The organism is Streptomyces sp. NPDC001728, from assembly GCF_040297565.1.
Lineage (GTDB): Bacteria > Actinomycetota > Actinomycetes > Streptomycetales > Streptomycetaceae > Streptomyces.
In genome coordinates, this window is the sequence record NZ_JBEOZK010000001.1 from 26,343 (window position 1) to 49,782 (window position 23,440).

20 protein-coding genes and 1 pseudogene are annotated in these 23,440 nt (G+C 73.3%); 2 read left to right on the forward strand and 19 right to left on the reverse strand.

The window, feature by feature from the left end; translation table 11 throughout:
* Positions 1 to 144 precede the first annotated feature (144 nt).
* From topA to ABT154_RS00160, 11 genes are all read right to left on the reverse strand, one after another.
* Entirely contained in the window at positions 145 to 2,976 is a 2,832-nt protein-coding gene (gene topA, locus ABT154_RS00110) for a type I DNA topoisomerase (protein ID WP_351850854.1), read from the reverse strand.
* 282 nt (positions 2,977 to 3,258) lie between these two features.
* Complete coding sequence (locus ABT154_RS00115; RefSeq protein WP_351850856.1) at positions 3,259 to 3,456, reverse strand: hypothetical protein; 198 nt, start codon at positions 3,454 to 3,456, stop codon at positions 3,259 to 3,261.
* A gap of 216 nt (positions 3,457 to 3,672) precedes the next feature.
* Positions 3,673 to 4,479, reverse strand: a complete 807-nt coding sequence (locus ABT154_RS00120) for an ABC transporter permease (protein ID WP_351850859.1) — start codon at positions 4,477 to 4,479, stop codon at positions 3,673 to 3,675.
* A gap of 13 nt (positions 4,480 to 4,492) precedes the next feature.
* Positions 4,493 to 5,212 carry an ABC transporter permease gene (locus tag ABT154_RS00125; RefSeq protein WP_351850861.1) on the reverse strand — a complete coding sequence of 240 codons (720 nt, stop codon included), beginning with the start codon at positions 5,210 to 5,212 and terminating at the stop codon, positions 4,493 to 4,495.
* Between the two features lie 134 nt (positions 5,213 to 5,346).
* The gene (locus ABT154_RS00130) at positions 5,347 to 6,351 is read right to left on the reverse strand and encodes an ABC transporter ATP-binding protein (RefSeq protein WP_351850863.1); all 1,005 of its coding nucleotides are present in this window, start codon (positions 6,349 to 6,351) and stop codon (positions 5,347 to 5,349) included.
* A gap of 87 nt (positions 6,352 to 6,438) precedes the next feature.
* On the reverse strand, positions 6,439 to 7,443 hold the full coding sequence (locus ABT154_RS00135; RefSeq protein WP_351850866.1) for an ArsR/SmtB family transcription factor: 1,005 nt from the start codon (positions 7,441 to 7,443) through the stop codon (positions 6,439 to 6,441).
* Entirely contained in the window at positions 7,440 to 9,020 is a 1,581-nt protein-coding gene (locus ABT154_RS00140; RefSeq protein ID WP_351850868.1) for a DUF7059 domain-containing protein, read from the reverse strand. Before ABT154_RS00140 ends, ABT154_RS00135 begins: the two co-directional genes overlap by 4 nt.
* Before the next feature lie 171 nt (positions 9,021 to 9,191).
* Positions 9,192 to 9,836 (reverse strand): small secreted protein, encoded by a 645-nt coding sequence (locus ABT154_RS00145; RefSeq protein WP_351850869.1) that lies wholly within the window; start codon positions 9,834 to 9,836, stop codon positions 9,192 to 9,194.
* A 161-nt stretch (positions 9,837 to 9,997) separates the two neighbouring features.
* Positions 9,998 to 12,316: a sodium-translocating pyrophosphatase gene (locus ABT154_RS00150; RefSeq protein WP_351850871.1), complete on the reverse strand. Its 2,319-nt coding sequence runs from the start codon at positions 12,314 to 12,316 to the stop codon at positions 9,998 to 10,000.
* Positions 12,317 to 12,482: 166 nt separating this feature from the next.
* Positions 12,483 to 12,941 (reverse strand): ATP-binding protein, encoded by a 459-nt coding sequence (locus tag ABT154_RS00155; RefSeq protein ID WP_317876466.1) that lies wholly within the window; start codon positions 12,939 to 12,941, stop codon positions 12,483 to 12,485.
* A 15-nt stretch (positions 12,942 to 12,956) separates the two neighbouring features.
* Positions 12,957 to 13,310: an STAS domain-containing protein gene (locus tag ABT154_RS00160; RefSeq protein ID WP_056569340.1), complete on the reverse strand. Its 354-nt coding sequence runs from the start codon at positions 13,308 to 13,310 to the stop codon at positions 12,957 to 12,959.
* 81 nt (positions 13,311 to 13,391) lie between these two features.
* On the opposite strand from ABT154_RS00160, the gene ABT154_RS00165 reads away from it, so the two are divergent.
* Complete coding sequence (locus ABT154_RS00165; protein WP_351850874.1) at positions 13,392 to 15,977, forward strand: DEAD/DEAH box helicase; 2,586 nt, start codon at positions 13,392 to 13,394, stop codon at positions 15,975 to 15,977.
* A 40-nt stretch (positions 15,978 to 16,017) separates the two neighbouring features.
* On the opposite strand, the pseudogene ABT154_RS00170 reads toward ABT154_RS00165, so the two are convergent.
* From ABT154_RS00170 to ssd, 7 genes and pseudogenes are all read right to left on the reverse strand, one after another.
* Positions 16,018 to 16,407 (reverse strand): annotated as a pseudogene (locus ABT154_RS00170) (Rv3654c family TadE-like protein); the annotation flags it as partial.
* Positions 16,305 to 16,652, reverse strand: coding sequence for a TadE family type IV pilus minor pilin (locus tag ABT154_RS00175; RefSeq protein WP_351850877.1), 348 nt, complete (start codon positions 16,650 to 16,652; stop codon positions 16,305 to 16,307). The gene ABT154_RS00175 and the pseudogene ABT154_RS00170, both read right to left, overlap by 103 nt.
* The gene (locus tag ABT154_RS00180; protein WP_351850879.1) at positions 16,639 to 16,875 is read right to left on the reverse strand and encodes a DUF4244 domain-containing protein; all 237 of its coding nucleotides are present in this window, start codon (positions 16,873 to 16,875) and stop codon (positions 16,639 to 16,641) included. Before ABT154_RS00180 ends, ABT154_RS00175 begins: the two co-directional genes overlap by 14 nt.
* A 93-nt stretch (positions 16,876 to 16,968) precedes the next feature.
* Positions 16,969 to 17,730 (reverse strand): type II secretion system F family protein, encoded by a 762-nt coding sequence (locus ABT154_RS00185; protein ID WP_502969405.1) that lies wholly within the window; start codon positions 17,728 to 17,730, stop codon positions 16,969 to 16,971.
* Positions 17,727 to 18,611: a type II secretion system F family protein gene (locus ABT154_RS00190; RefSeq protein ID WP_351850882.1), complete on the reverse strand. Its 885-nt coding sequence runs from the start codon at positions 18,609 to 18,611 to the stop codon at positions 17,727 to 17,729. The genes ABT154_RS00185 and ABT154_RS00190 overlap by 4 nt, the downstream gene beginning before the upstream one ends.
* Positions 18,611 to 19,801, reverse strand: a complete 1,191-nt coding sequence (locus ABT154_RS00195; protein ID WP_351850885.1) for a TadA family conjugal transfer-associated ATPase — start codon at positions 19,799 to 19,801, stop codon at positions 18,611 to 18,613. Before ABT154_RS00195 ends, ABT154_RS00190 begins: the two co-directional genes overlap by 1 nt.
* Positions 19,798 to 20,928 (reverse strand): septum site-determining protein Ssd, encoded by a 1,131-nt coding sequence (gene ssd / locus ABT154_RS00200; protein ID WP_351850887.1) that lies wholly within the window; start codon positions 20,926 to 20,928, stop codon positions 19,798 to 19,800. The genes ABT154_RS00195 and ssd overlap by 4 nt, the downstream gene beginning before the upstream one ends.
* 451 nt (positions 20,929 to 21,379) lie before the next feature.
* On the opposite strand from ssd, the gene ABT154_RS00205 reads away from it, so the two are divergent.
* A complete protein-coding gene (locus tag ABT154_RS00205; RefSeq protein WP_351850890.1) occupies positions 21,380 to 22,246 on the forward strand; it encodes an HAD family hydrolase in 867 nt (288 codons plus the stop codon).
* Between the two features lie 368 nt (positions 22,247 to 22,614).
* Here the strand turns inward: ABT154_RS00205 and ABT154_RS00210 are convergent, their stop codons facing one another.
* Positions 22,615 to 23,433, reverse strand: a complete 819-nt coding sequence (locus tag ABT154_RS00210) for a Fic family protein (protein ID WP_351850892.1) — start codon at positions 23,431 to 23,433, stop codon at positions 22,615 to 22,617.
* Between the last annotated feature and the right edge of the window lie 7 nt (positions 23,434 to 23,440).

A 23,440-nucleotide genomic window follows, 5' to 3' on the forward strand; every position in this document is an offset into this window, starting at 1 on the left:
TGCGGCCTCCGCCCGAACATCAGGACGAGCCTGTGACAGGACGAAGGGCGGGCGGAGGAAGGGCCGAGGGAGGACGGAGGGGGGAACGAAAGGCGGGGGTGGAGGCACCCGCCTCCACCCCCGCCTTTCTCATGCTCGGAAGAGCTACTCCGGCTTCGCCGCCGCCGTCTTCTTGGCCGCGGTCGTCTTCTTCGCCGTCGTCGTCTTCTTGGCGGCGGTCTTCTTGGCGGTGGTGGTCTTCTTCGCCGCCGTCTTCGTGGCCGTCTTCTTCGCCGGGGCCTTCTTCGCGGGGGCCTTCTTGGCGGTCTTCTTCGCCGGTCCCTTGGCGCGCTTCTCCGCGAGCAGCTCGTAACCGCGCTCCGGCGTGATGTCCTCCACGCTGTCGCCGGTCCGCAGGGTGGCGTTGGTCTCGCCGTCCGTCACGTACGGGCCGAAGCGGCCGTCCTTGACGACCACGGGCTTCTCGCTGACGGGGTCGGTGCCCAGCTCCTTCAGCGGCGGCTTGGCAGCCGCCCGGCCACGCTGCTTGGGCTGCGCGTAGATCGCGAGCGCCTCCTCCAGCGTGATCGTGAAGAGCTGCTCCTCCTCGGTCAGCGACCGCGAGTCCGTGCCCTTCTTGAGGTACGGGCCGTAGCGGCCGTTCTGCGCGGTGATCTCGACGCCCTCGGCGTCCGCGCCGACGACCCGGGGCAGGGACATCAGCCGGAGCGCGTCGTCCAGGGTGACGGTGTCGAGGGTCATCGACTTGAAGAGGGAGGCCGTGCGCGGCTTCACCGCGTTCTTGCCGGTCTTCGGGGTGCCCTCGGGCAGGATCTCGGTGACGTACGGGCCGTAGCGGCCGTCCTTCGCGACGATCTGGTTGCCGCTGACCGGGTCGGCGCCCAGCTCGAAGTCGCCGCTCGGCTTGGCGAGCAGTTCCTCCGCGAGCTCGACGGTCAGCTCGTCGGGCGCCATCTCCTCGGGGACGTCGGCGCGCTGGTGGCCCTCGGCCTCCTTCTCGCCGCGCTCGACGTACGGGCCGTAGCGGCCGACGCGCAGCACGATGTCGTTGCCGACGGGGAAGGAGGAGATCTCGCGGGCGTCGATGGCACCGAGGTCGGTGACGAGTTCCTTGAGGCCGCCGAGGTGATCGCCGTCGCCGTTCCCGGCGTCGGCCGCGCCACCCGCGCCGGAACCCTCGCCCTCACCGAAGTAGAAGCGCTTGAGCCACGGCACGGACTGGGCCTCGCCGCGTGCGATGCGGTCGAGGTCGTCCTCCATCCGGGCGGTGAAGTCGTAGTCGACGAGCCGCCCGAAGTGCTTCTCCAGGAGGTTGACGACGGCGAAGCTCAGGAAGGACGGGACGAGCGCCGTGCCCTTCTTGAAGACATAGCCGCGGTCGAGGATCGTGCCGATGATCGACGCGTACGTCGACGGGCGGCCGATCTCGCGCTCTTCCAGCTCCTTGACCAGCGAGGCCTCGGTGTAGCGGGCCGGCGGCTTGGTCGAGTGGCCGTCCGCGGTGATCTCGTCGGCGGTCAGCGCGTCGCCCTCGGCGACCTGCGGGAGGCGCTTCTCGCGGTCGTCGAGCTCCGCGTTCGGGTCGTCGGCACCTTCGACGTAGGCCTTCATGAAGCCGTGGAAGGTGATCGTCTTGCCGGAGGCGCTGAACTCGGCGTCGCGGCCGTCGGCGGCCCGGCCGCCGATCTTCACGGTGACCGAGTTTCCGGTCGCGTCCTTCATCTGGGAGGCGACGGTCCGCTTCCAGATCAGCTCGTACAGCCGGAACTGGTCGCCGGTCAGGCCGGTCTCCGCCGGGGTGCGGAAACGATCACCCGAAGGACGGATCGCCTCGTGCGCCTCCTGCGCGTTCTTGACCTTGCCCGCGTAGACGCGCGGCTTCTCCGGCAGGTATCCGGCGCCGTACAGCTGGGTGACCTGCGCCCGCGCCGCCGAGACGGCGGTGTCGGACAGGGTCGTGGAGTCCGTACGCATGTAGGTGATGAAGCCGTTCTCGTACAGCTTCTGCGCCACCTGCATGGTCGCCTTCGCACCGAAGCCCAGCTTGCGGCTCGCCTCCTGCTGGAGGGTGGTGGTCCGGAAGGGGGCGTACGGCGAGCGGCGGTACGGCTTCGACTCGACCGAGCGCACCGAGAAGGCGGTGTCGGCCAGCCCGGCGGCCAGTGCCCGCGCGTTCGCCTCGTCCAGGTGGAGCACGCTCTCGCTCTTGAGCCGCCCGTCGGCGCCGAAGTCACGGCCCTGCGCGACGCGCTTGCCGTCGACCGCGGCGAGCCGCGCCACCAGCTGGGACGGGTCGGAGGCGTCACCGGAGCGGCCGGTGCCGAAGGTGCCGGTGAGGTCCCAGTACTCGGCGGAACGGAAGGCGATGCGCTCGCGCTCCCGCTCGACGACGAGCCGGGTGGCGACGGACTGCACGCGGCCGGCGGACAGCCGGGGCATGACCTTCTTCCACAGGACCGGCGAGACCTCGTAGCCGTACAGCCGGTCGAGGATGCGGCGGGTCTCCTGGGCGTCGACCATGCGCTGGTTCAGCTCGCGCGGGTTGGCGACGGCCTCGCGGATCGCGTCCTTGGTGATCTCGTGGAAGACCATCCGGTGGACCGGGACCTTGGGCTTCAGGACCTCCTGGAGGTGCCACGCGATGGCCTCGCCCTCGCGGTCCTCATCGGTGGCGAGGTAGAGCTCATCGGACTCGGCGAGAAGCTCCTTGAGCTTCCTGACCTGCGCCTTCTTGTCGGCGTTGACGACATAGATGGGCTGGAAGTCGTGTTCGACGTCGACACCGAGCCGACGCACCTCACCGGTGTACTTCTCGGGCACCTCGGCGGCGCCGCTGGGGAGGTCGCGGATGTGTCCGACGCTCGCCTCGACGACGTAGCCGGGGCCGAGGTAGCCCTTGATCGTCTTCGCCTTGGCAGGCGACTCGACGATGACGAGTCGGCGGCCGCCGTGTGCGGCTTCGCTGGTCGGGGACAACTTCGCTCTTCTCTCCGGATCGACACTCTCTGGCACGTACGGCGCTGGCACGCACGGCAGCGGCACGGACGGTGACGCTCCCGTCGCTGCGGAGTGTGACGGTACAACCCGCCCCCGTGTCAAACGGCGAAAGCCCGCAACGGCCACTCGAACGGTAACCCGAGTCCTGGCATTCCTGCCGCCCGGACTCCCGGTCGGGCGGGGCGGGCCGTCCGCGCACGGGGCGCCGGAGGGAGATCGCGCGGGCTCCGGAAGCGAGCGCGCGGGACGCCGGGGGGAGGCTCAGAGCCTGCCGAAGCACCAGACGCCGAGGAGGAGGAAGACGGCGCCGGAGACGCCGCTCAGCGCGACCGCGACACCCGGGGCGACCCCGTACGCCACGGGCTCACGGTGCAGCGCCCGCACGGTGGTCCACAGCAGAAGCGCGCCTCCGAACAGCGTGAACGCCGTCCCCGCGAAGATCGCCGGCCCGCTCTCCATGCCCGTACCCCGTTCCGTCCACGTGCGGTGTTCGTCTCCCGGGGCCGAGGCTGACACCCCCGGGCGTCAGGGGTGCGAATTCCGGGTGAACGGTGCGGAGCGGTCCGTACGGTTTCACGAAGATGGCCGGTAGTGATCCGCGCCTCCGTCACTCCGCTTCTCCTTTCTCTCCCCGCTCTCCTTCCTCCGTCTCATCCGTCTCATCCGTCTCATCCGTCACATCGTGTCGAGGGTGGCCCGGCGGCGACTGCCCCGCTCGAAGACCGCGAGCAGGACGACGGCGAGCAGCCCCCATCCGGCGCCGACCGCGAGCTCGGCCCCGAGCAGGGACACGTCGAGTCCGGTGCCGGCGGTCAGCCCGCGCGCCGCGTCCGCCGCGTGCGTGAGTGGCAGCAGCTCACCGGCGACCCGCATCCACTCCGGCAGCGTCTCCCGGGGAACGGCCGCGCCGGTCAGCAGGAGCAGCCCCGAACTCGCCACGTTCGACACCAGGAACACGTCCCGGAAGCGGAGCCCGAGCGCGCCGAGGGCCAGTCCGAACGCCGAGCAGGCGCCGGCCGCGGCGAGCAGCACCAGGCCGAGACCGGGCAGCGCCCCGGCGGGGACGGGCAGCCCGAGGACGAGCGAGGCGGCGGTGAGCACGAAGGCGCTGACGCACGCCCCGTTGAGGACGTACGGCAGGGCGCGGCCGAGCCACAGCGGGACCCGGTGCCGGGGCGAGAGCAGGACGGCCCCGAGCGTGCCGTACCGGCGCTCGTTGGCGACGGCCATCGTGCCGCCGTACACGCAGGAGGCGGAAGCCGCGAGCACGGCGTTTCCGACGAGGTGGAAGCGGTCGTCGGCGACACCCAGTTCCCTGCCCAGACAGACGAAGAAGAAAACCTGGAGAAGCGGCCCGACCAGCAGCGTTCCGATGAACATCGGCGGGGTGGTCCAGTTGAACAGCGCCCGGTAGGAGATCGCCCCGCCGACGACGAGGAGCCGGGCGGTTCCGAGGAAACGGAAGCCATGGAAACGGAACATCTTCGTCGGCCTTTCAGGTGAGGGCGAGGGTCGCGGCGGCGCGCGCCCGGCGCTCCACCCGCCCGAGGACGAGGACGGCGGCCAGGGCGTATCCGGCCCCGAGCGCGAGGGCGGTGAGCATGGGGGTGACCACGTCCCCGCCGGAGGTCGCCGCGTGCACGGCCCGCGCCCCCCAGGTCGTGGGCAGCGCCCAGGAGACCGGGTGGGTCCAGGCGGGCAGCACGGTGACGGGCACGAGCAGGCCGGACAGCAGCCAGACGGGCGTGTCGAGCGGGTTGGCCAGCGCGTTGGCGTTGCGTAGCAGGACGAAGGTGGCGGCGAGCAGCAGCCCCGTCATGCCGAGCGCGAGGACGCAGACCGGGACGGCGAGCAGGAAGAGCAGCGGGTGCGCGAAGTCGAGCGGTACGTCGAAGAGCAGGACGCCCCACAAGAGCGTCGCGCCCATCGCGTAGGTGCCGATGACGGCGGTCGCGAGGGTGATCGGGAGCAGCACGAGCGCGAGCGGCGTCGGCGCGACGACCAGGGACTCCAGGGTGCCGAGCCAGCGCTGGTTCTGCACGGCGCCGCCCGAACCGAAGAGCACCGAGCCCCAGATGCCCATGAGTCCGGCGCCGACGGAAGCGGTCAGGAGGCGGTCGGGGTCGCCGGCGGCGCGGAACAGGTGGACGGCGAGGGTCGCGTAGACGAGCGGGACGAGGACGGCGAAGGTGATCTCGATCGGGGAGCGCGACATGTACGAGACATGGGTGCGCACCCCGACGAGGACGAGCCGCGGAACGCGCCGGAGGAGAGCGGTGCGAGAGGTACCAGGGGTACGCGAGGTGTGTGCGGTACGACCCGGGCGAGGGGTCCGAGCGGTACGCGTGCTCATACCGGCACCTCCTCCGCCGCGGCGCCGCCCGCCGCCTCCTCCACGATCGCGATGTAGGCGTCCTCCAGGGACGGTTCGCGGCTCGTGACCCGGCCGATCCGTACGCCGTCGAGCGCCGCCAGGACCGGTCCGTGCAGCTCTCCGGCCCCCCGGCCGGTCTGCACCGTCACGGTCTGCAGCGCGCCGCGGTCCTCGGCGGAGACGCCCCGGACGCCCGGCACCCGCCGTACGCGGTCGAGCCGTTCCTCGTCGACGCCGTACGCCTCGATCTCCAGCACGTCCCGTTCCCCGACGAGGGACTTGAGGCTGTCGGGGGTGCCGAGGGCGCGGATGCGGCCGCCGGCGATGACGGCGATCCGGTCGCAGAGTTCGTCGGCCTCGGCCATGTAGTGGGTGGTGAGCAGGACGGTCGTACCGGCCGCCGTGAGGTCGGAGACGGTACGGCGCAGATCGCGGGCGGCGACGGGGTCGACGCCGATGGACGGCTCGTCGAGGAAGAGGACGTCGGGGTGGTGGAGGAGGCCGCGGGCGATGTGGAGGCGCTGCCGCATCCCGCGCGAGTAGCCCTCGACGCGCTCCTTCTCCCGGCCCAGGAGGCCGACCAGGTCGAGCAGTTCGGCGATGCGCTTCTTCTGGCGGCGGGGGCCGACCCCGTACAGCTCGGCGAAGTAGCGGAGGTTGTCGAGCGCGGACAGCCGGTCGTAGAGACCCCGGTCGCCGCCGAAGACGTACCCGATGCGGCGGCGTACGGCGACGGGGTCGCGGGCCACGTCGTGGCCGAACACCCGGGCCGTGCCGGAGGTCGGCAGGAGAAGGGTGTTGAGCATCTTGATCGTGGTGGTCTTCCCGGCGCCGTTGGGGCCGAGGAGGCCGAAGAGTTCGCCCGGCGCCACCTCGAAGGTGACCCCGCGCACGGCCTCGGTCTCGGTACGCCGGGACTTCGGCCACCCGGTCCCGCTGGTGTAGGTGCGGCGCAGCGCGTCCGCCTCGATTGCGAGCATGCGCCGGACGGTAGGAGCCGGGACGGGGCGGGGCCATCGATTCGGGAGCCCCCGAATCGTCGGGCCGGGACCCCGGGGGGGCTTTCGTCAGGCCACCGCCGTGAGGACGTCCTGTCCCGCGAGCAGCGCGAGCAGCGAACGGCCGGTGTCCGTCAGCTGGTAGTACACCGAGCGCCCCACCCGGTGCCGGGTCACGACGCCGGCCTCCGACAGCACCGACAGATGCTCGGACACCGTGCTGGGTGCGAGGCCGAGACGGTCGGCGAGCCCGGCCGTGGTGAGCGGGCCGCCCAGCCCGCGCAGGACCGCCGCACGGCCCCGGCCGAGCATCAGCCCGAGCCGGTCCTCGGCCACGGGCTCGGGCGGTTCGCGCAGGGCTCCGGCGCCCCTGGCCTGGAAGCTGACCGCGAAGACCTCGGGGTCGTCCGTGGAGTACAGCCGGCAGCCCTCGGCGAAGACCAGCGGCACGAGCACCAGCCGCCGTTCCCCCGGCGCGTACTCCGCGTCGATGTGCTTGGTGAGTTCGAGTACGGGCGGCTGCCAGCGCGCCCGGCTCTCCAGGCCCGCGAACAGCGCGTCGACGCCCTCGGTGGCGAACGTCCTGGCGCGAACGAGCACTTCGTCCTCGACGAGCCGCCGCATCGTCGGCCAGTACGGCTCGATCGCACCCTCCCAGTAGGCCGCGTACGCGTCGGCGAGCGCCGCGCAGGCCGCCTCCGGGGCCTTCAGATACGGCTGTACGAACGGCGCGTCGGCCATCCCGGGGTAGCAGACGGCCACCTGCTCGCGGACGAACGCGGGGTCGGTGGCCCGCAGCGCGGCCAGTTCCTCGTGGACGTGGACCGTGCCGAAGGGGCGGGGCAGCAGGAAGTCGGAGACCTCGTACCGCCCGTCGGCGAAGAGGTCCCACAGCGGCCGGAGCCGGTCGTCCTCCCGCCACACCTCGCGCGCCTGCCCGACCCACTCCTGGTACGGCCAGGAGGGGTGGCGGCGGGGCAGCGCGAGGTGCATCGCGCAGAACGCGTCCCGCAGCGGACTGATCGCGATCCGGGTCGCCCCGAGCGAGGCCTCGTCCAGCTCGATCCGTATCAAGCGCCGCCCGCCTCCGCAGCCCCCTCCGCCTTGGGGGAGTCCATCCCGGCGGGCAGTAGGAAGCCCTCCTCCACGAGCAGCCGGATCGCCTGCGGGGTGCGGTCCCGCAGGACCACCGGGTCCTCCCCCATCAGCTGGCCGATCGCGTCGAGGATGCGGCCCGCGCTGAGGGTGCCGTCGCAGACACCGGCGAACCCTGCGCCGACGTGGTCCACCCGGGTGGCGCGGCGCATGCCCCGGTTCTGCCGGAGCACGACGTGCTCGGGGTCCTCGGCGCCCGGCAGCCCGACCTGCTCCTGCACGACCTCGGGCGCGAGGACGAACCGGTCGGCGAGCAGGGCCGCGTCGTCGTGGCCGCGCAGATAGTCCTGGCGCTCGAAGTGGGCGCGGACGGTGGGGCCGAGGGGCTGCTCCACGGGGTGCGGCCACTCCTCGACGAGGACCGAGGGCTCGACGGCGCCGGAGGCCACGGCGTCGTTCCGCCGGATCGTGATCCAGCCGAAGCCGATCGCGCGCGTCTTGTGGGCGTCGAACTCGTCGAGCCAGCGCCCGTACGCCTCCCGGTACTCCTCCGGGTCGCCGCGGTGGTCGCCGCTGTCCCGCAGCCACAGCTCGGCGTACTGGGTGACGTCCTGGACCTCGCGCTGCACGATCCACGCGTCGCAGCCGGCGGGCACCCAGGACCGCAGCCGGTCCTGCCACTCCTCGCCCTCGACGTGCTGCCAGTTGGCGAGGAACTGGGCGTACCCGCCGTCGTTGAGCCGCTCACCCGCCTGCTGCACGAGCGTCCGGCACAGGTCGTCGCCGCCCATCCCGCCGTCCCGGTAGGTGAGCCGGGCGCCGGGGGAGATCACGAACGGCGGGTTGGAGACGATCAGGTCGTACGTGTCGCCGTCGACCGGCTCGAAGAGCGAGCCGGTGAGCAGCTCGGCCTCGCGGGCCCCGGAGAGGGCGAGCGTGAGGCGGGTGAAGTCCAGGGCGCGCGGGTTGAGGTCGGTGGCGGTGACCAGGGTCGCGTGCTGAGCGGCGTGCAGCGCCTGGATGCCGGAGCCGGTGCCGAGGTCGAGCGCGGAGGAGACCGGCGTACGGACCGTGATGCCGGCGAGGGTGGTGGAGGCACCGCCGACGCCGAGTACGACGGCTGTGTCCGCCTGGCGGCCGTTCGTGCCGCTGCCCCCGGCTCCGCCGACGGCGCAGCCCAGGTCGGAGACGATGAACCAGTCCTCGCCGTCCGGACCGCCGTACGGCCGGATGTCGGCCGTGGCGGACACGGTGTCGTCCTCGCGGACCACCCAGCCGTCGGCGAGGGCCTCGTCGAGGGGGAGCGCTGCGGCGGCCCGCTCCTGCCCGACGGTCTGCTGGAGCAGGAAGAGCCGGACGAGGGTCTCCAGCGGGGAGTCGCCCCGGGTGGCGCGCAGGGCGGGCACGGTCTCGCTGCGGGCGAGCGCCGCGTACGCCGGGGCGCCGAGCAGGTCGAGGAGTCCGTCGGCGGTGAAGTCGGCGGCGAGCAGGGCCGCGCGCAGACGGGCGGCGTGCGCGGGCACCGGGAGGCGGGGAGGCAGGCTGGTCGTACTCACCGCTCCATTGTGACGGCCGCCACCGACATCCGGGCCGCCGACCCGGCGGCGGGCGGCCGATCGCCGCCGCCACCGGGTCCGGGGCCCTGGATCCGGGCCCCCGGATCCGAGGCTCTTGAATCCGGGGTCTCCGGGTCCAGGCCCCGGGTCCTGGGCTCTGAGTCCCGGCTCCTACTCCGCGGTCTTGCTCGCCGCGGCCGTCTTGGTGGGCTCGGCTCCGCTGCCGGACGTCGAGCCGGCCTTCGGAGACGCGGAGGTCTTCGGCGGGACCGAGGCCGTGGGCTTCTGGCAGCCGGGCTGCTTGGCCATCGCCTGGCCCAGCTCGCCCTCCTCCAGCTTGGACAGGGCGTTCTGGTCCATCTTCTCGATCTTGGTCAGGCCGTCGGCGACGCCCTGGAGACCGTCCGCGAACTTCTGCTGGTTCGTCGGGTCCAGCGCGTCGACCTGCTTCTTGAGCCCCTCGTACGCCACCGCGGTGGCGGTGAGCTCCTTGATCGCGTCCTGCTTGACCTTCTCGCCGTTCTCGACGGGAGGCGCACCGGCGCTCTCCACGGCCTTGGCGAGGGCCCGGTCCGCGTTCGCGATGTCCTGGAACGCCTTCGAGTCCGCGGCCTGGATCTCGGCCGGCTTGCTGTCGGCGGCCGTCGAAATGATGATCTGGTGGGCGTTGGCCCGCTTCTGGATCTGCGGCTTCGCCTGGTCGCAGAAGGTCTTCGCCCAGGCACCCACCTTGTCGCCCTCGTCGTCGCTGCAACCGGACAGCGCGAGCACGAGTACCGCGCCGCCGGACAGTGCGGCCGCAAGCTTCTTGTTCACCGGATCGGTCCCTTCCAAGGCTCTCGGCCCCGGAACATACACGCCGAACGGGCTACTTCCACCTTTCGTGCGATGGATTCACCCTGTATTGCAACCTTTTGCCCCAAGGGAGAGACCTCCCACACACCCCCCGAGCGCCAGGGAATGAGACGGACGACACGTCAGGAGACGGCCACCGGGCGCTTCTTGGAGACCCACACCGCGGCCACCACCACGACCAGCGCGAGCACCGCGACCGCCGCCCGCAGACCGGCCGCGGCGTCCTCCCCGTAACTGAACCGCACGACCGCCGGGGCGATGAGCAGCGCGACCAGGTTCATCACCTTCAGGAGCGGGTTGATGGCCGGCCCCGCGGTGTCCTTGAACGGGTCCCCGACGGTGTCCCCGATGACCGTCGCCTCGTGCGCCTCGCTGCCCTTGCCCCCGTGGTTGCCGTCCTCGACCAGCTTCTTCGCGTTGTCCCAGGCGCCACCCGAGTTGGCGAGGAAGACCGCCATCAGCGCACCCGTCCCGATCGCCCCGGCGAGGTACGCGCCGAGGGGGCCGACCCCGAGCGCGAAACCGACCGCGATCGGGGCCAACACGGCGAGCAGGCCGGGCGTGGCGAGTTCGCGCAGCGCGTCCCTGGTGCAGATGTCGACGACCCGCCCGTACTCCGGCTTCTCGGTGTAGTCCATGATCCCGGGGTGTTCGCGGAACTGCCTCCGCACCTCGTAGACCACCGATCCGGCCGACCGCGACACGGCGTTGATCGCGAGCCCCGAGAAGAGGAAGACGACCGCCGCGCCCAGGATCAGTCCGAAGAGGTTGTTGGGCTGGGAGATGTCCATCGAGAGCGTCAGCAGGTCACCCTTCGCGCCGACCTCCCCGACGTCGGCGACCGCGGTCGCGATGGCGTCCCGGTACGAGCCGAACAGCGCCGAGGCCGCGAGTACGGCGGTGGCGATGGCGATGCCCTTGGTGATGGCCTTCGTGGTGTTGCCGACGGCGTCCAGGTCGGTGAGGACCTGCGCGCCCGCCCCCGTGACGTCCCCGGACATCTCCGCGATGCCCTGGGCGTTGTCGGCGACCGGACCGAAGGTGTCCATGGCGACGATCACTCCGACGGTGGTGAGCAGCCCCGTACCGGCGAGGGCCACCGCGAACAGCGCGAGCGTGATCGAGGCGCCACCCAGCAGGAACGCCCCGTACACGGCGAGCCCGATCAGCAGCGCCGTATAGACGGCGGACTCCATGCCGAGGGCCACGCCCGCGAGGACGACGGTCGCGGGGCCGGTGAGCGAGGACTTGCCGATGTCCCTGACCGGCCGCCGGCTCGTCTCCGTGAAGTAGCCGGTGAGCTGCTGGATCAGCGCGGCGAGGACGATGCCGAGGGCGACGGCGACCAGCGCGAGGACCCGTGGGTCGCCGCCGTGGCCGTGGATGCCCGGCTCGGTGACGCCCTGGAGTTCGGCGTAGGAGGACGGCAGGTACGCGAAGGCGGCGACGGCGACCCCGGCGAGCGAGATGACCGCCGAGACGAGGAATCCGCGGTTGATCGCGCTCATCCCGCCCCGGTCGGCACGGCGCGGCGAGACCGCGAGGATGCCGATGACCGCGGTGAGCACGCCGATCGCCGGGACCATCAGGGGAAAGGCCAGGCCGTGGTCGCCGAAGGCCGCCTTGCCCAGGATGAGCGCGGCGACCAGGGTCACGGCGTACGACTCGAAGAGGTCGGCCGCCATGCCCGCGCAGTCGCCGACGTTGTCGCCGACGTTGTCGGCGATCGTGGCCGCGTTGCGCGGGTCGTCCTCGGGGATGCCCTGCTCGACCTTGCCGACCAGGTCGGCGCCGACATCGGCGGCCTTGGTGAAGATGCCGCCGCCCACCCGCATGAACATGGCGATCAGCGCGGCGCCGAGTCCGAATCCCTCGAGCACCTTGGGCGCGTCGGCGGCGTAGACGAGGACGACGCAGACGGCTCCGAGGAGGCCAAGGCCGACCGTGCACATGCCGACGACCCCGCCGGTGCGGAACGCGATCCGCATGGCCCGGTGCGCGACCTCGGACCGGTCCCGCTCCGGCTCGCCCGGCGCCGGGGTCGCCTCCCGGGCCGCGGCGGCGACCCGCACGTTCGCCCGTACGGCGAGCCGCATGCCGAGATAGCCGGTGAGCGCCGAGAACAGGGCCCCGACCAGGAAGAACAGGGAGCGTCCGGCGCGCTGCGACCAGTTGTCGGCGGGCAGCAGCATCAGTAGGAAGAACACGACGGCCGCGAAAACCGCGAGGGTCCGCAGCTGCCGTGCGAGGTAGGCGTTGGCGCCCTCCTGCACGGCGGCGGCGATCTCCCTCATCCGCTCGGTGCCCTCGCCGGCCGCGAGGACCTGGCGGACGAGGAGCCGCGCGACCACGAGCGCGAGGACAGCGACGACGCCGACGACGGCCACGATCGTCCGGTTCCCGCTCGTGAGCACCGCCGCGGCGAGGGAAGTGGGGTACATGGGGACGGATCATAGGGAGACGGACCGGGACAAACGGGGATGCGGCAGGGACCCCCGCGCGGATGCACCAATCCGGGAACGCCTCGCGGGTGCGGCTCCCCCGGGAACGAAGAAGAGGCCCTGCGGGGCAGGGCCTCTTCTCCTCACGCTTCTGACTCCGTACGGGTCAGGACAGGATGTCCGCCGAACTCACCGGCCAGCTCATCCGGATGGTTCCGCCGTCTTCGCCGGCTCTCACCTCGACGTCGTCGACGAGCCCGCGGATCACCGCGAGCCCCATCTCGTCCTCACCGTCGGCGTCGTCGAAATCCTCGGCCGGGGCCGCGGTCCGCGCGCCGGGGACACCGGCGGCGTCCGCCGCCGCCACCCCCGCGCCCGGCACCTCGTCGCCGACCTCGATGGAGAAGGTCTTCTCCTCCTCGGTCAGCACGACTCTGATGGGGGTCGTGACGTCGTTGCTGCGGTGCAGCCCGACGGCACGGGAACATGCCTCACCGACGGCGAGACGCACCTCGTCGAGGACCGCCTCGTCCACCCCTGCCCGGCGCGCGACCGCAGCCGCCACCAGGCGGGCCGTACGGACGTGCTCGGGCTGAGCGCTGAAGCGGAGTTCAACGGTGGCCATGCGAACCCCCTGGGCTCAGTCGACGGCGTTGACGGCCTCGTCGACCGAGGTGTGGATCGGGAACACCTTGGTGAGGCCCGTGATCCGGAAAATCTTGAGAATGCGCTCCTGGTTGCAGACCAGACGCAGCGAGCCCTCGTGCGCGCGAACACGCTTCAGGCCGCCGACGAGCACACCGAGGCCGGTGGAGTCGAGGAAGTCCACGCCCTCCATGTCGACGACCAGGTGGTAGCTGCCGTCGTTCACCAACTCGACCAACTGCTCGCGCAGCTTGGGCGCGGTATACACATCAATCTCGCCACCGACCTCGACGACCGTACGGTCACCACCAGCGCCGGTCACATTGCGAGTCGACAGGGACAGGTCCACGGATCCTCCAGCACCTTGCTATCGAACGACCGTTCCCCTCGGGTCTCCCGGGCGGAGTCGGAGAACTGATCGCCAGCCGCGATGGCATTCAATCACTTACCAGCAGCCATGCACGACGCCTTGGAAGCATTGTCCGTCATGGCAGTGACACACTCGGTGCCGATGGCCAAGAATCACCGCCCCCGTCGTCCGGCCGGGGACACGGGCAGCCGCCCCTCTCCCGGCGAGGTCCTGGCCCGGCTCTCCTCGGGCGAGAGCCGGGCCGCACGCATCACTCATACGGAGCACATGCCCGCCCGGGAGGGTCGTCATGCCGTCTGGCCGCACCGCATCCGTCCGGAGGTGATCGCGGCGGTCCAGGAGGCCGGGATCGAGCACCCCTGGGCGCATCAGGCGGAGGCCGCCGAGCACGCCCTCGACGGCGAGTCCGTGGTGATCGCCACCGGAACCGCCTCGGGCAAGTCGCTCGCCTACCTCGCCCCGGTCCTCAGCACCCTCCTGGACGGCGCGGAGGCCCCCAACGGGCGCGGGACCACCGCCCTGTACCTCTCGCCCACCAAGGCCCTCGCCGCGGACCAGCGGCGCGCCGTGCGGGAACTGGCCGCCCCACTCGGCACCCGCGTCCGCCCCGCCGTCTACGACGGGGACACCCCGGTCGAGGAACGCGAGTGGGTCCGCCAGTACGCGAACTACGTGCTCACCAACCCCGACATGCTGCACCGGGGCATACTCCCCTCCCACCCCAGGTGGTCCTCCTTCCTGCGCTCCCTGCGCTACGTCGTGATCGACGAGTGCCACACCTACCGGGGCGTCTTCGGCTCCCACGTCGCCCAGGTCCTGCGGCGCCTGCGCCGGATCTGCGCCCGGTACGGCTCCGAACCGGTCTTCCTCCTCGCCTCCGCCACCTCCGCCGACCCCGCCGTCGCCGCCGGCCGCCTCACCGGCCTCCAGGTCGTCGAGGTCTCCGACGACGCCTCCCCACGCGGCGAGCTGGTCTTCGCCCTGTGGGAGCCGCCGCTGACCGAGCTGCACGGCGAGCGCGGCGCGCCCGTCCGCCGCACGGCCACCGCCGAGACCGCCGACCTCCTCACCGACCTGACCCGTCAGGGCGTCCGCTCCGTCGCCTTCGTCCGCTCCCGGCGCGGCGCCGAGCTCATCTCGGTGATCGCCCAGGAACGGCTGGCCGAGACCGACCGCTCACTCGCCCGCCGGGTCGCCGCCTACCGGGGCGGCTACCTGCCCGAGGAGCGCCGCGCCCTTGAGCGGGCCCTGCACTCCGGCGAGCTGCTCGGCCTGGCCGCCACGACCGCCCTGGAACTGGGCGTGGACGTCTCCGGCCTGGACGCCGTCCTGATCGCCGGATACCCGGGCACCCGCGCCTCCCTGTGGCAGCAGGCGGGCCGCGCCGGCCGCTCGGGCGAGGGCGCCCTCGCCGTCCTGGTCGCCCGCGACGACCCGCTGGACACCTTCCTGGTCCACCACCCGGAGGCGATCTTCGACCAACCGGTCGAATCGACCGTCCTGGACCCCGACAACCCCTACGTCCTCGCCCCCCATCTCTGCGCCGCCGCCGCGGAGCTTCCCCTGACCGAACCGGACCTGGCCCTCTTCGGCCCGGCCGTCCCCGAACTGCTGCCCCAGCTGGAGGCCGCCGGCCTGCTGCGCCGCCGCCCCACCGGCTGGTACTGGACCCGCCGCGAACGGGCCGCCGACCTCACCGACATCCGGGGCGGCGGGGGCAGCCCCGTCCGGATCGTCGAGGCGGGCACCGGCAGGCTGCTCGGCACCGTCGACGAGGCCGCCTCCCACACCGCCGTCCACGAGGGCGCCGTCCACCTCCACCAGGGCCGGACCTACCTGGTGCGGGAGCTCGACCTGAAGGACTCCGTGGCCCTCGTCGAGGAGGCCGTCCCGCCGTACTCCACCACCGCCCGCGACACCACCTCCATCTCCGTCCTGGAAACCGACACCGAGATCCCCTGGGGAGCCGGCCGCCTCTGCTACGGCTCCGTCGAGGTCACCAACCAGGTCGTCTCCTTCCTCCGTCGCCGGCTGATCACGGGCGAGGTCCTCGGCGAGACCAAGCTCGACCTGCCTCCCCGCACCCTGCGCACCCGGGCCGTGTGGTGGACGGTCACCGAGGACCAGCTCGACGCCGCCCGGATCACCCCCGAGATCCTCGGCGGCGCCCTGCACGCCGCCGAACACGCCTCCATCGGCATGCTCCCGCTCTTCGCCACCTGCGACCGCTGGGACATCGGCGGCGTCTCCGTGCCGCTCCACCCGGACACACTGCTGCCCACCGTCTTCGTGTACGACGGCCACCCGGGCGGTGCGGGCTTCGCCGAGCGCGCCTTCCACACGGCCCGCGCCTGGCTGACGGCCACTCGGGAGGCCATCGCCTCCTGTGAGTGCGAGGCGGGCTGCCCCTCCTGCATCCAGTCCCCGAAGTGCGGCAACGGCAACGACCCGCTCCACAAACGGGGCGCGGTACGCCTCCTCACGGAACTCCTGAGGGAGGCCCCGGAGGCCACGCAGCCCCCGGTGGCCGGTCAGCCCCCGCAGGCCCCGCAGCCCCCGGCGGCCGGTGAGCCTCCGTCGGCCCCGTCGGCGTCGACGGCGCCGCCGGAGGGGGAAACTCCTCCGACGGGCCCGCCCGCGACCTGACCTCCGGCCGGTACGGGCCCCGCACGACCCGGGCGGTCACCTCCGCGACCTCGCCCCGCAGCACGCATCCCACCAGCTCGGCGCCCTGTGCGGCCGCCACCCGGGACGCGGACGCACAGGCCTCCGCCCCACCCCACAGTGCCCGGTCGGCGGCGGCGAGCGCCGCCAGGTCGGCGGCCCCGCCGGCCCGGTGCCGGGCCGCCACCGCCTGCCCCAGCGCGAGCACCGCCCCGAACACCACGCACAGCGCACAGGCCGCGAACGCCACCCACACGGTCGCCGCACCCCGGTCACCCCCGGCACGCGCCCGGCGCCGCCTCTCGGGCGTCACGGTGGGCCTCCGTCCTCCGCGAGGGCCGCCGCGTCCGCCCGCAGGGTGAGCCCCATGCCCCGGGGGCCCGGGGCCGCCGCCTCCACCGTCACCCGCCACAGCTCTCCCGACCGCGTCACCGACACCCGGGCGCCCCCGGGCGCGGCGTCCCGTGCGACGGCCTCCGCGGTCGCCACCGGCTCGGAGCGGGCGATGGACCGGGCACCGGCCCGGGCCGCGTCCACGCACCGGATCTGGGCGGCGGCCGCCGCGAGCGCCCAGAGCAGGACCACCGTGAACAGTGCCAGGACGGGCAGGACCATCGCCGCCTCCACGGTCACGAACCCCCGGTCAGAACGACGCATCGAGGGCCTTCCCGATCACCGACTCCAGTGCGCCCGAGACCGTCCCACTCGTCACGATCTTGTAGAGCACGGCGGCGAATCCCGCCGCGGCGATCGTGCCCACCGCGTACTCGGACGTGGTCATCCCCGTGTCGCGACGCGCGGCCTCCCGCCGCGCCCGCCACCAGCCGCCCGCCGCCGCCGCGTTGCCCGCCGTACCCGTCCCGCCGGCCTTACCCGTCATGCCGTCCCCCTCGAATCGTTCGCCGTACTCGTCGTGTTCGTCATGTGCCGTTGCGCCTTGCCCTGCCGCGCCGTTCATCCGCTCCACCACCGTTCACCCGTCCAGAAGTCCCGTCGCCAGGCCGATCACCACCGGAGCCACGCCCACCGCCAGGAAGGCGGGCAGGAAGCAGAGCCCCACGGGCGCGCTGATCAGCACCTGCGCCCGGCGCGCCCTGATCGCCGCCGCGCGGGCCCGTGCCGACCGCAGCGCGGTCGCCTGCCGGGCGACGGCCTCCGCCGCCGGCGCCCCCGAGGAACCGGCCCGCTCCATGCAGCGGGCCAGCCCCAGCGCGCCCGGTATCGCGCCGAACCTCCGCCACACTTCGGCCGGTTCACCGCCGAGCCGCAGCTCGGCCGCCGTACGGGTCAGGCGCTCGCCCAGCGGGCCGCCCAGCGATCTGCCCACCGCCTCCGCCGCCTCGCCAGGCCCGGCTCCGGCCGAGGCGCAGGCGGCCAACAGGTCGGCGGCCAGCGGAAGATCGCGCACCGCGGCCTCCTCGTCGGCCGGAGGGACCGACCGCCGCAGGGCCCTCCGTCGCATGCCCATGCCGACCAGGACCCCGGCCAACAGCCCGCCGAGCGCCCCGAACAGCACCCAGCCGAGACCGGCCGCCCCCAGGGGCACCGCCCATTTCCCCCACCGCGCCGGGAGCCCGGACCGGGCGCTCGGCGGCGGAGGCGCCGCCGGGAAGAGGCCCCCCAGCCGTCGCCGCGTCCCGCGCGCCCGCCGTCCGCACATCACCGCCCGGACGCCCTGCACGCACCCGACCAGCGCCGCAGCCGGCAGCGCCCCCAGCCGAAGTTCGTCGATCACGGTCGCTCCCCTCCTCGTACGATCCGCGCGGCCCACCACAGTCCGGCGGCCTCCAGAGCCCCGCCCACGGCGAGACAGCCGAGGCCGGCCGGGGTGCGCAGCAGCACCCGGAGCGGGTCCGCGCCGAGCGCGGCCCCGAGGCCGATCCCCGCGACCGGCAGCAGCGCGAGCACGGCCACCGTCGCCCAGGCACCGGCCAGTTCGGCCCGTAGCCGCTCCCGCTGCTCGCGGTGGTCCCGCAGGGCCGCTTCGAGCCGGTCGAGTCCGGCGGCCAGGCCCGCACCGCCGTCCACGGCCACCTGCCAGCAGGCCGCCATCCCCGCGAGTCCGTCGGCGCCGTCCTGTGCGGCCGCTCTCCGCAGCGCCTCCGGGACGTCCCCGCCGAACCGGGCGGCGGCGAGCACCGCCGCCTCCTCGGCGCCCAGGGCGCCCGTCTCCCTGGCCGCGAACGACAGGGCCTGCGCGGGCTGCCATCCGGCCCTCAGCTCCCCGACGACCGCCCCGCACAGGGCGACCACACGCTCGGCCCGCGCCTCGCCGGCCCTGCGGCGCTCCGCCGCCCGCAGCCGCCGTCCGACGAGCGGCACCGCGACCGCGCCCGCCACCAGGGGCAGCGGTGATCCGCCGAGTACCGCGAGGCCCCCGGCGAGCGGCAGGCACAGCCACGCGCGCCGCTCGCGCACCACGGTCCATCCCCGTGCGGCGAGCGCCGCCCACGCGCCGCCCGTGCCCGGTGCGGCTGCCGGGGTCCCGCCCGCGAGCAGCGCCCGCGCCCGGCACGCACCGCGCCGCCGCCCGACCGTCCACCACAGCGCGAGCCCCGCGCAGAGCGCCGCCGCCCCGTCGGCCAGGGCCCGCACCGGAACCGCCTCCGGCGTCATCACGCATCCCCGCCGATCAGCGACCGCAGCCGCTCCCAGCCCCGCTCCCGCTCGAACCCGGCCGCACCCCACCGCAGCGCGGGAACCGTTCGTACGAGGCCGTCCCGGTCGCGCTCCAGCACATGCGCCTCAGCGACCCGCCGCCGCCCGTCCCGGTCCCGCGCCAGATGGAGCACCACGGACAGTCCGGCCCCCAACTGGCTGTGCAGGGCTGCCCGGTCGAGCCCCGCCGCCGTACCCAGGGCTTCGAGCCGCGCAGGTACGTCCGCCGCCGTGTTGGCGTGGAGCGTCCCCGAGCCGCCTTCGTGGCCTGTGTTCAGGGCGGCGAGCAGGTCGACGGCCTCCCCGCCTCTGACCTCGCCTACCACCAGCCGGTCGGGCCGCATCCGCAGCGCCTGCCGGACCAGGTCCCGCAGGGTCACGAGCCCGGCGCCCTCCTGGTTGGCCGGCCGTGCCTCCAGGCGCACCACGTGCGGGTGGTCCGGCCTCAGTTCGGCCGAGTCCTCGGCGAGGACGATGCGCTCCCGCGGCCCGACCAGCCCGAGCAGCGAGGCGAGCAGCGTGGTCTTCCCGGTCCCCGTCCCGCCGCTGACCAGGTACGACACCCGGGCTTCGATCAAGGCCCGCAGGATCGGGGCGCCGTCGGGCGGCACGGTGCCGGCCGCCTCCAGCTCCTCCAGGGTGAAGGCGCGGGGGCGCACCACCCGGAGCGAGAGGCAGGTGGAGCCGACCGCCACCGGGGGCAGTACCGCGTGCATCCGGGTGCCGTCGGGCAGCCGCGCGTCCACCCAGGGCCGGGCGTCGTCGAGCCTGCGTCCGGCCACCGCCGCGAGCCGTTGGGCTAGTCGGCGGACGGCGGCGGCGTCGGGGAAGGACACCGGGGCCCGTTCGAGTCCGGCGCCCCGGTCGACCCACACGCGGTCGGGTGCCGAGACCAGGACGTCGGTGACGGCGGGGTCGGCGAGCAGGGTTTCCAGCGGTCCGGTGCCGATGAGTTCGCACCGCAACTCCTCCGCAGCGCCGAGCACTTCCGCGTCGCCCAGCAGTCGCCCCTGGGCCCGCAGCGCCGCCGCGACACGCGCCGGGGTGGGCTCGGCGCCGCTGGCGGCGAGGCGCTGCCGCACGGCGTCGAGCAGCCCGACGCCACCGCCGACGGCCCCCGCGCCGACTCCCGTCCCGGGCCCGGTCATGCCGCACCGCCGGGGGTGAGGGCGCGTGCCCAGAACGCGTCGCAGAACCGGCCGAGCGGCCCGCGGGGTTCGGCACCCGGTGGTACGCCCGCGTCCTGGTCGGTCACGATCCCCGGGTCGTAGGGGAGTTCACCGGCCAGCGGCAGTCGCAGCGCATCGGCGACCCAGCGCTCGTCGAGCCCGGCGGCGTACGGCCCGCGGACCACGGCCCGCAGGTCGCGCACTCCGGCGGAGAGGGTGGAGGCCACCCGGTGGGCCGCCGAGACCGCCCTCAACTCCCCCGGCACGACGAGCAGTCCGAGGTCGAGCTGGGCCACGGCCTCGGCGGCCGAGGCATCGACTCCGCGCGGCAGGTCGACCACGACGACGCCTCCTCGGCGGCGGGCGGCGGCGAGCACCGACCGCACGGCCTCGGGCGGCACGGGCGCCGTGGGTTCCCGGCCCCAGCTGAGCACCCGGACGCCCCGCACGGACGGCAGGGACTCCTCCAGGGCGCCGCCGGCCAGCCGTCCCTTCGAGGCGGCGAAGTCGGGCCAGCGCCGCCCCTGCTCGCGTTCTCCGCCGAGCAGGACGTCGAGCCCTCCGCCCAGGGGGTCGCCGTCGACGAGCAGGGTGCGCCGCCCGGTGCGTGCGGCGGCGAGGGCGAGACCGCAGGCCAGGGTGGAGGCGCCCGCGCCGCCCCGCCCTCCGACCACCCCCACGGCGAGCGCCTGCCGGCCCACGCCTTCGGCGGCGTCGGCGATGCGGTCGACGAGGAGGCTCTCGGCCTCGGGCAGCCGCAGCACGCATTCGGCTCCGATCTCGACGGCGAGCCGCCAGATCCCCGGGTCGTCCCGGTCGCGGCCGACGAGGACGAGTCCGGCGCGGCGGGCCGCTCCCCGGCACCTGCCCGCGGCGTCGTCGCCGACCAGGACGAGCGGTGGGTCGGTCCAGCCCGCCCGCCGCTCCGGGACCCGGTGGTGGACCTCGGGCTCCACGCCGGCGGCGGCACACAGCCGCAACAGGTCGTCGAGCAGCCCGAGGTCCTCCGTGACGATCAGCGGCCCGGTGCGGCGGGGCTCGGGGGCGGGCTCACCCGCCCCGCTCCGCGCCGCACCCCTGGCCCCGGAAGTCCTCGATGTCGCCATGGCGCACACCCCTCTCGTGATTCCTGCCGTCCGCGAACTTCGCGACAGGAATCACCGTGGGGCCGTACCGAAAATCCTGGGGACCTCGCCGAAAAACTGGGGATAACCGAAGCCCTGTGAATATCTTCGTCACCCCTCGGGGGACTACCCGGAACGCAGCCTGCCGATTACCGTGAGTGATGAATCGAGTGTCCAGCAGGGCTTCGGCCGGGGCGGCGGCCGTTGGCCGAAAGGAGAGGAGCTGACGATGTCACACAGGGCCAAAACGGCTCCGGACATGCGACGACCCCCGCCGGGGGGGAGAGCGGGGGTCGTCTTTCCGGCCGACTCGGGGGGGGAGGAGCCGGACCGGGTTAGCACGGTCGCGAACGATCCGTGACTTCCATGGTGTACCCGAGAGCCTTCTCAGGCAAACCCACGCGCCCGAGCGTACGCCGAATGGCGGGCACCTATGCTCAGGCTTGTGGAAAACCACTCCTTGCCGCGCACAGCCGCCTTCTTTGACCTGGACAAGACGGTCATTGCGAAGTCCTCGACGCTGACCTTCAGCAAGTCCTTCTACCGGGGCGGACTGATCAGCCGCCGCGCCGCCCTGCGGACGGCGTACATCCAGTTCGTCTTCCTGGCAGGCGGAGCCGATCACGACCAGATGGAGCGGATGCGTGAATATCTTTCCGCGCTCTGCAAAGGCTGGAACGTCGCCCAGGTGAAGGAGCTCGTCGCCGAGACCCTTCACGATCTGATCGACCCGATCATCTATGACGAGGCGGCCTCCCTCATCGAGGAGCACCACGCCGCCGGCCGCGACGTCGTGATCGTCTCGACCTCCGGCGCCGAGGTCGTCGAGCCGATCGGCGAGATGCTCGGGGCCGACCGGGTCGTCGCCACCCGGATGGTGGTCGGCGAGGACGGCTGCTTCACCGGGGAGGTGGAGTACTACGCCTACGGCCCGACGAAGGCCGAGGCCGTCCGGGAGCTGGCGAAGTCCGAGGGCTACGACCTCGCGCGCTGCTACGCGTACAGCGATTCGGCGACCGACGTCCCCATGCTGGAGGCCGTCGGCCACCCGTACGCCGTCAATCCGGACCGGGCGCTGCGCCGTGAAGCCGTGGCGCGGGAATGGCCTGTTCTCGCCTTCGAGAAGCCGGTGCGGCTCAAGCAGCGGCTGCCCGGGTTCCGGATGCCGCCGCGTCCCACGCTCGTCGCCGCCGCGGCGGTGGGTGCGGCGGCCGTGGGCGCCGGACTCGTCTGGTACGCCTCCCGGCGCCGGCAGGCCGCTCTCGCCCATGGGCTCACGGATGGCTTTGCCCGAATTTGAGCAAGAGGGCAGGAGAAGCGGAGCCAGCACTTTCGCTTCCTGGCGGACAGGAGTAGAAAGGAATCAGGCCCGCGAGACCAAGGACATCCGAGAGGATCACCTGTTGAGCATGAAGGCCCCACGGACCTAGCACAGAAACCGAGCACCCACGCGACGTCGACCCGTCGATTACGGGCCAGCCGCACCAGGCCACGGGCAAAGTTCCCGGCCTGATGGGCACATATTCGAGGACGCATGGTAACTGGGTAGACGTGCCAGCGGCGGTACCTGAACGGGTGCCGCCGCAACCCATTTCCGGGCCCCCACAGGGCCCGGAAATTCATTTCACCCTCGGGCCGCGCCGCCGGCTCGGCCCCCTCCGCGCCGGCTCAGGCCGCGCCGCGCTGGAGCGCCTCGCAGACCGCCGTCGACTCGCGGACCCCCAGCTCGACCGAGCGTCCGCAATGCGCGATCCAGCCGCCCACACCCTCCGGGGTCCCCGACAGGTACCCCTCGAACGCGGCGAGGTACGCGGCCCGCCCCTGCTCCGCGTGGCCGACCTCGGCCGGACAGATCGCCTTGGGGTCGAGCCCGCTGCCGACCAGCACGATCCGCTCCGCCGCCCGCGCGACCAGGCCGTTGTACGAGGTGAAGGGGCGCAGTGCGAGCAGTTCGCCGTGGACCACTGCGGCCGTCACCAGTGCCGGGGCCTCGCCGCCCGCGACGATCAGCTCCGAGAGACCGTCCAGCCGTCCGGCGACCTCGGCCGGGCTCGGCAGCGGGGCCTCGACCAGCGGTTCGTCGACGGTCTCGCCGTCGAGTCGGGGCCGCCCCACCGAGTCCCCCGGGTCGCCCGCGGCGACCAGGTGGAGCCGGGCGAGCACCCGCAGCGGCGACTGGCGCCAGATGGAGAGCAGTTGCCCGGCCTCGGCGCCCAGGCGCAGGGCCGCGCCGACCGTGCGGGCCTCGGGCTCGGTACCGAAGTCGGTGCGGCGGCGGACCTCTTCGAGGGCCCAGTCGGCGCCGGACAGGGCGGCCGAACCGCGGGCCCCGCGCAGGGCCGCCTCGGAGGAGATCTCGTTGCTGCGGCGGCGCATCACACGGTGGCCGTAGACCCGGTCGACGGCCTTGCGTACGGAGTCCACCGCATCGGCGACGCCCGGCAGGGAGCCGAGGGCGGCCAAGGGGTCAGAGGCGTGCGTACTCATAAGTAGG

Bases quoted from the DNA above. Each gene is read 5' to 3' on its own strand.
- ABT154_RS00165 (WP_351850874.1), top strand. From the start codon at position 13,392: ATGGCATTCAATCACTTACCAGCAGCCATGCACGACGCCTTGGAAGCA.
- ABT154_RS00155 (WP_317876466.1), bottom strand. From the start codon at position 12,941: ATGGCCACCGTTGAACTCCGCTTCAGCGCTCAGCCCGAGCACGTCCGT.
- ABT154_RS00175 (WP_351850877.1), bottom strand. From the start codon at position 16,652: ATGCGTCGTTCTGACCGGGGGTTCGTGACCGTGGAGGCGGCGATGGTC.
- ABT154_RS00150 (WP_351850871.1), bottom strand. From the start codon at position 12,316: ATGTACCCCACTTCCCTCGCCGCGGCGGTGCTCACGAGCGGGAACCGG.
- ABT154_RS00115 (WP_351850856.1), bottom strand. From the start codon at position 3,456: ATGGAGAGCGGGCCGGCGATCTTCGCGGGGACGGCGTTCACGCTGTTC.
- ABT154_RS00210 (WP_351850892.1), bottom strand. From the start codon at position 23,433: ATGAGTACGCACGCCTCTGACCCCTTGGCCGCCCTCGGCTCCCTGCCG.
- ABT154_RS00120 (WP_351850859.1), bottom strand. From the start codon at position 4,479: ATGTTCCGTTTCCATGGCTTCCGTTTCCTCGGAACCGCCCGGCTCCTC.
- ABT154_RS00130 (WP_351850863.1), bottom strand. From the start codon at position 6,351: ATGCTCGCAATCGAGGCGGACGCGCTGCGCCGCACCTACACCAGCGGG.
- ABT154_RS00195 (WP_351850885.1), bottom strand. From the start codon at position 19,801: ATGACCGGGCCCGGGACGGGAGTCGGCGCGGGGGCCGTCGGCGGTGGC.
- ABT154_RS00205 (WP_351850890.1), top strand. From the start codon at position 21,380: ATGCTCAGGCTTGTGGAAAACCACTCCTTGCCGCGCACAGCCGCCTTC.
- ssd (WP_351850887.1), bottom strand. From the start codon at position 20,928: ATGGCGACATCGAGGACTTCCGGGGCCAGGGGTGCGGCGCGGAGCGGG.
- ABT154_RS00180 (WP_351850879.1), bottom strand. From the start codon at position 16,875: ATGACGGGTAAGGCCGGCGGGACGGGTACGGCGGGCAACGCGGCGGCG.
- ABT154_RS00190 (WP_351850882.1), bottom strand. From the start codon at position 18,611: ATGACGCCGGAGGCGGTTCCGGTGCGGGCCCTGGCCGACGGGGCGGCG.
- ABT154_RS00125 (WP_351850861.1), bottom strand. From the start codon at position 5,212: ATGTCGCGCTCCCCGATCGAGATCACCTTCGCCGTCCTCGTCCCGCTC.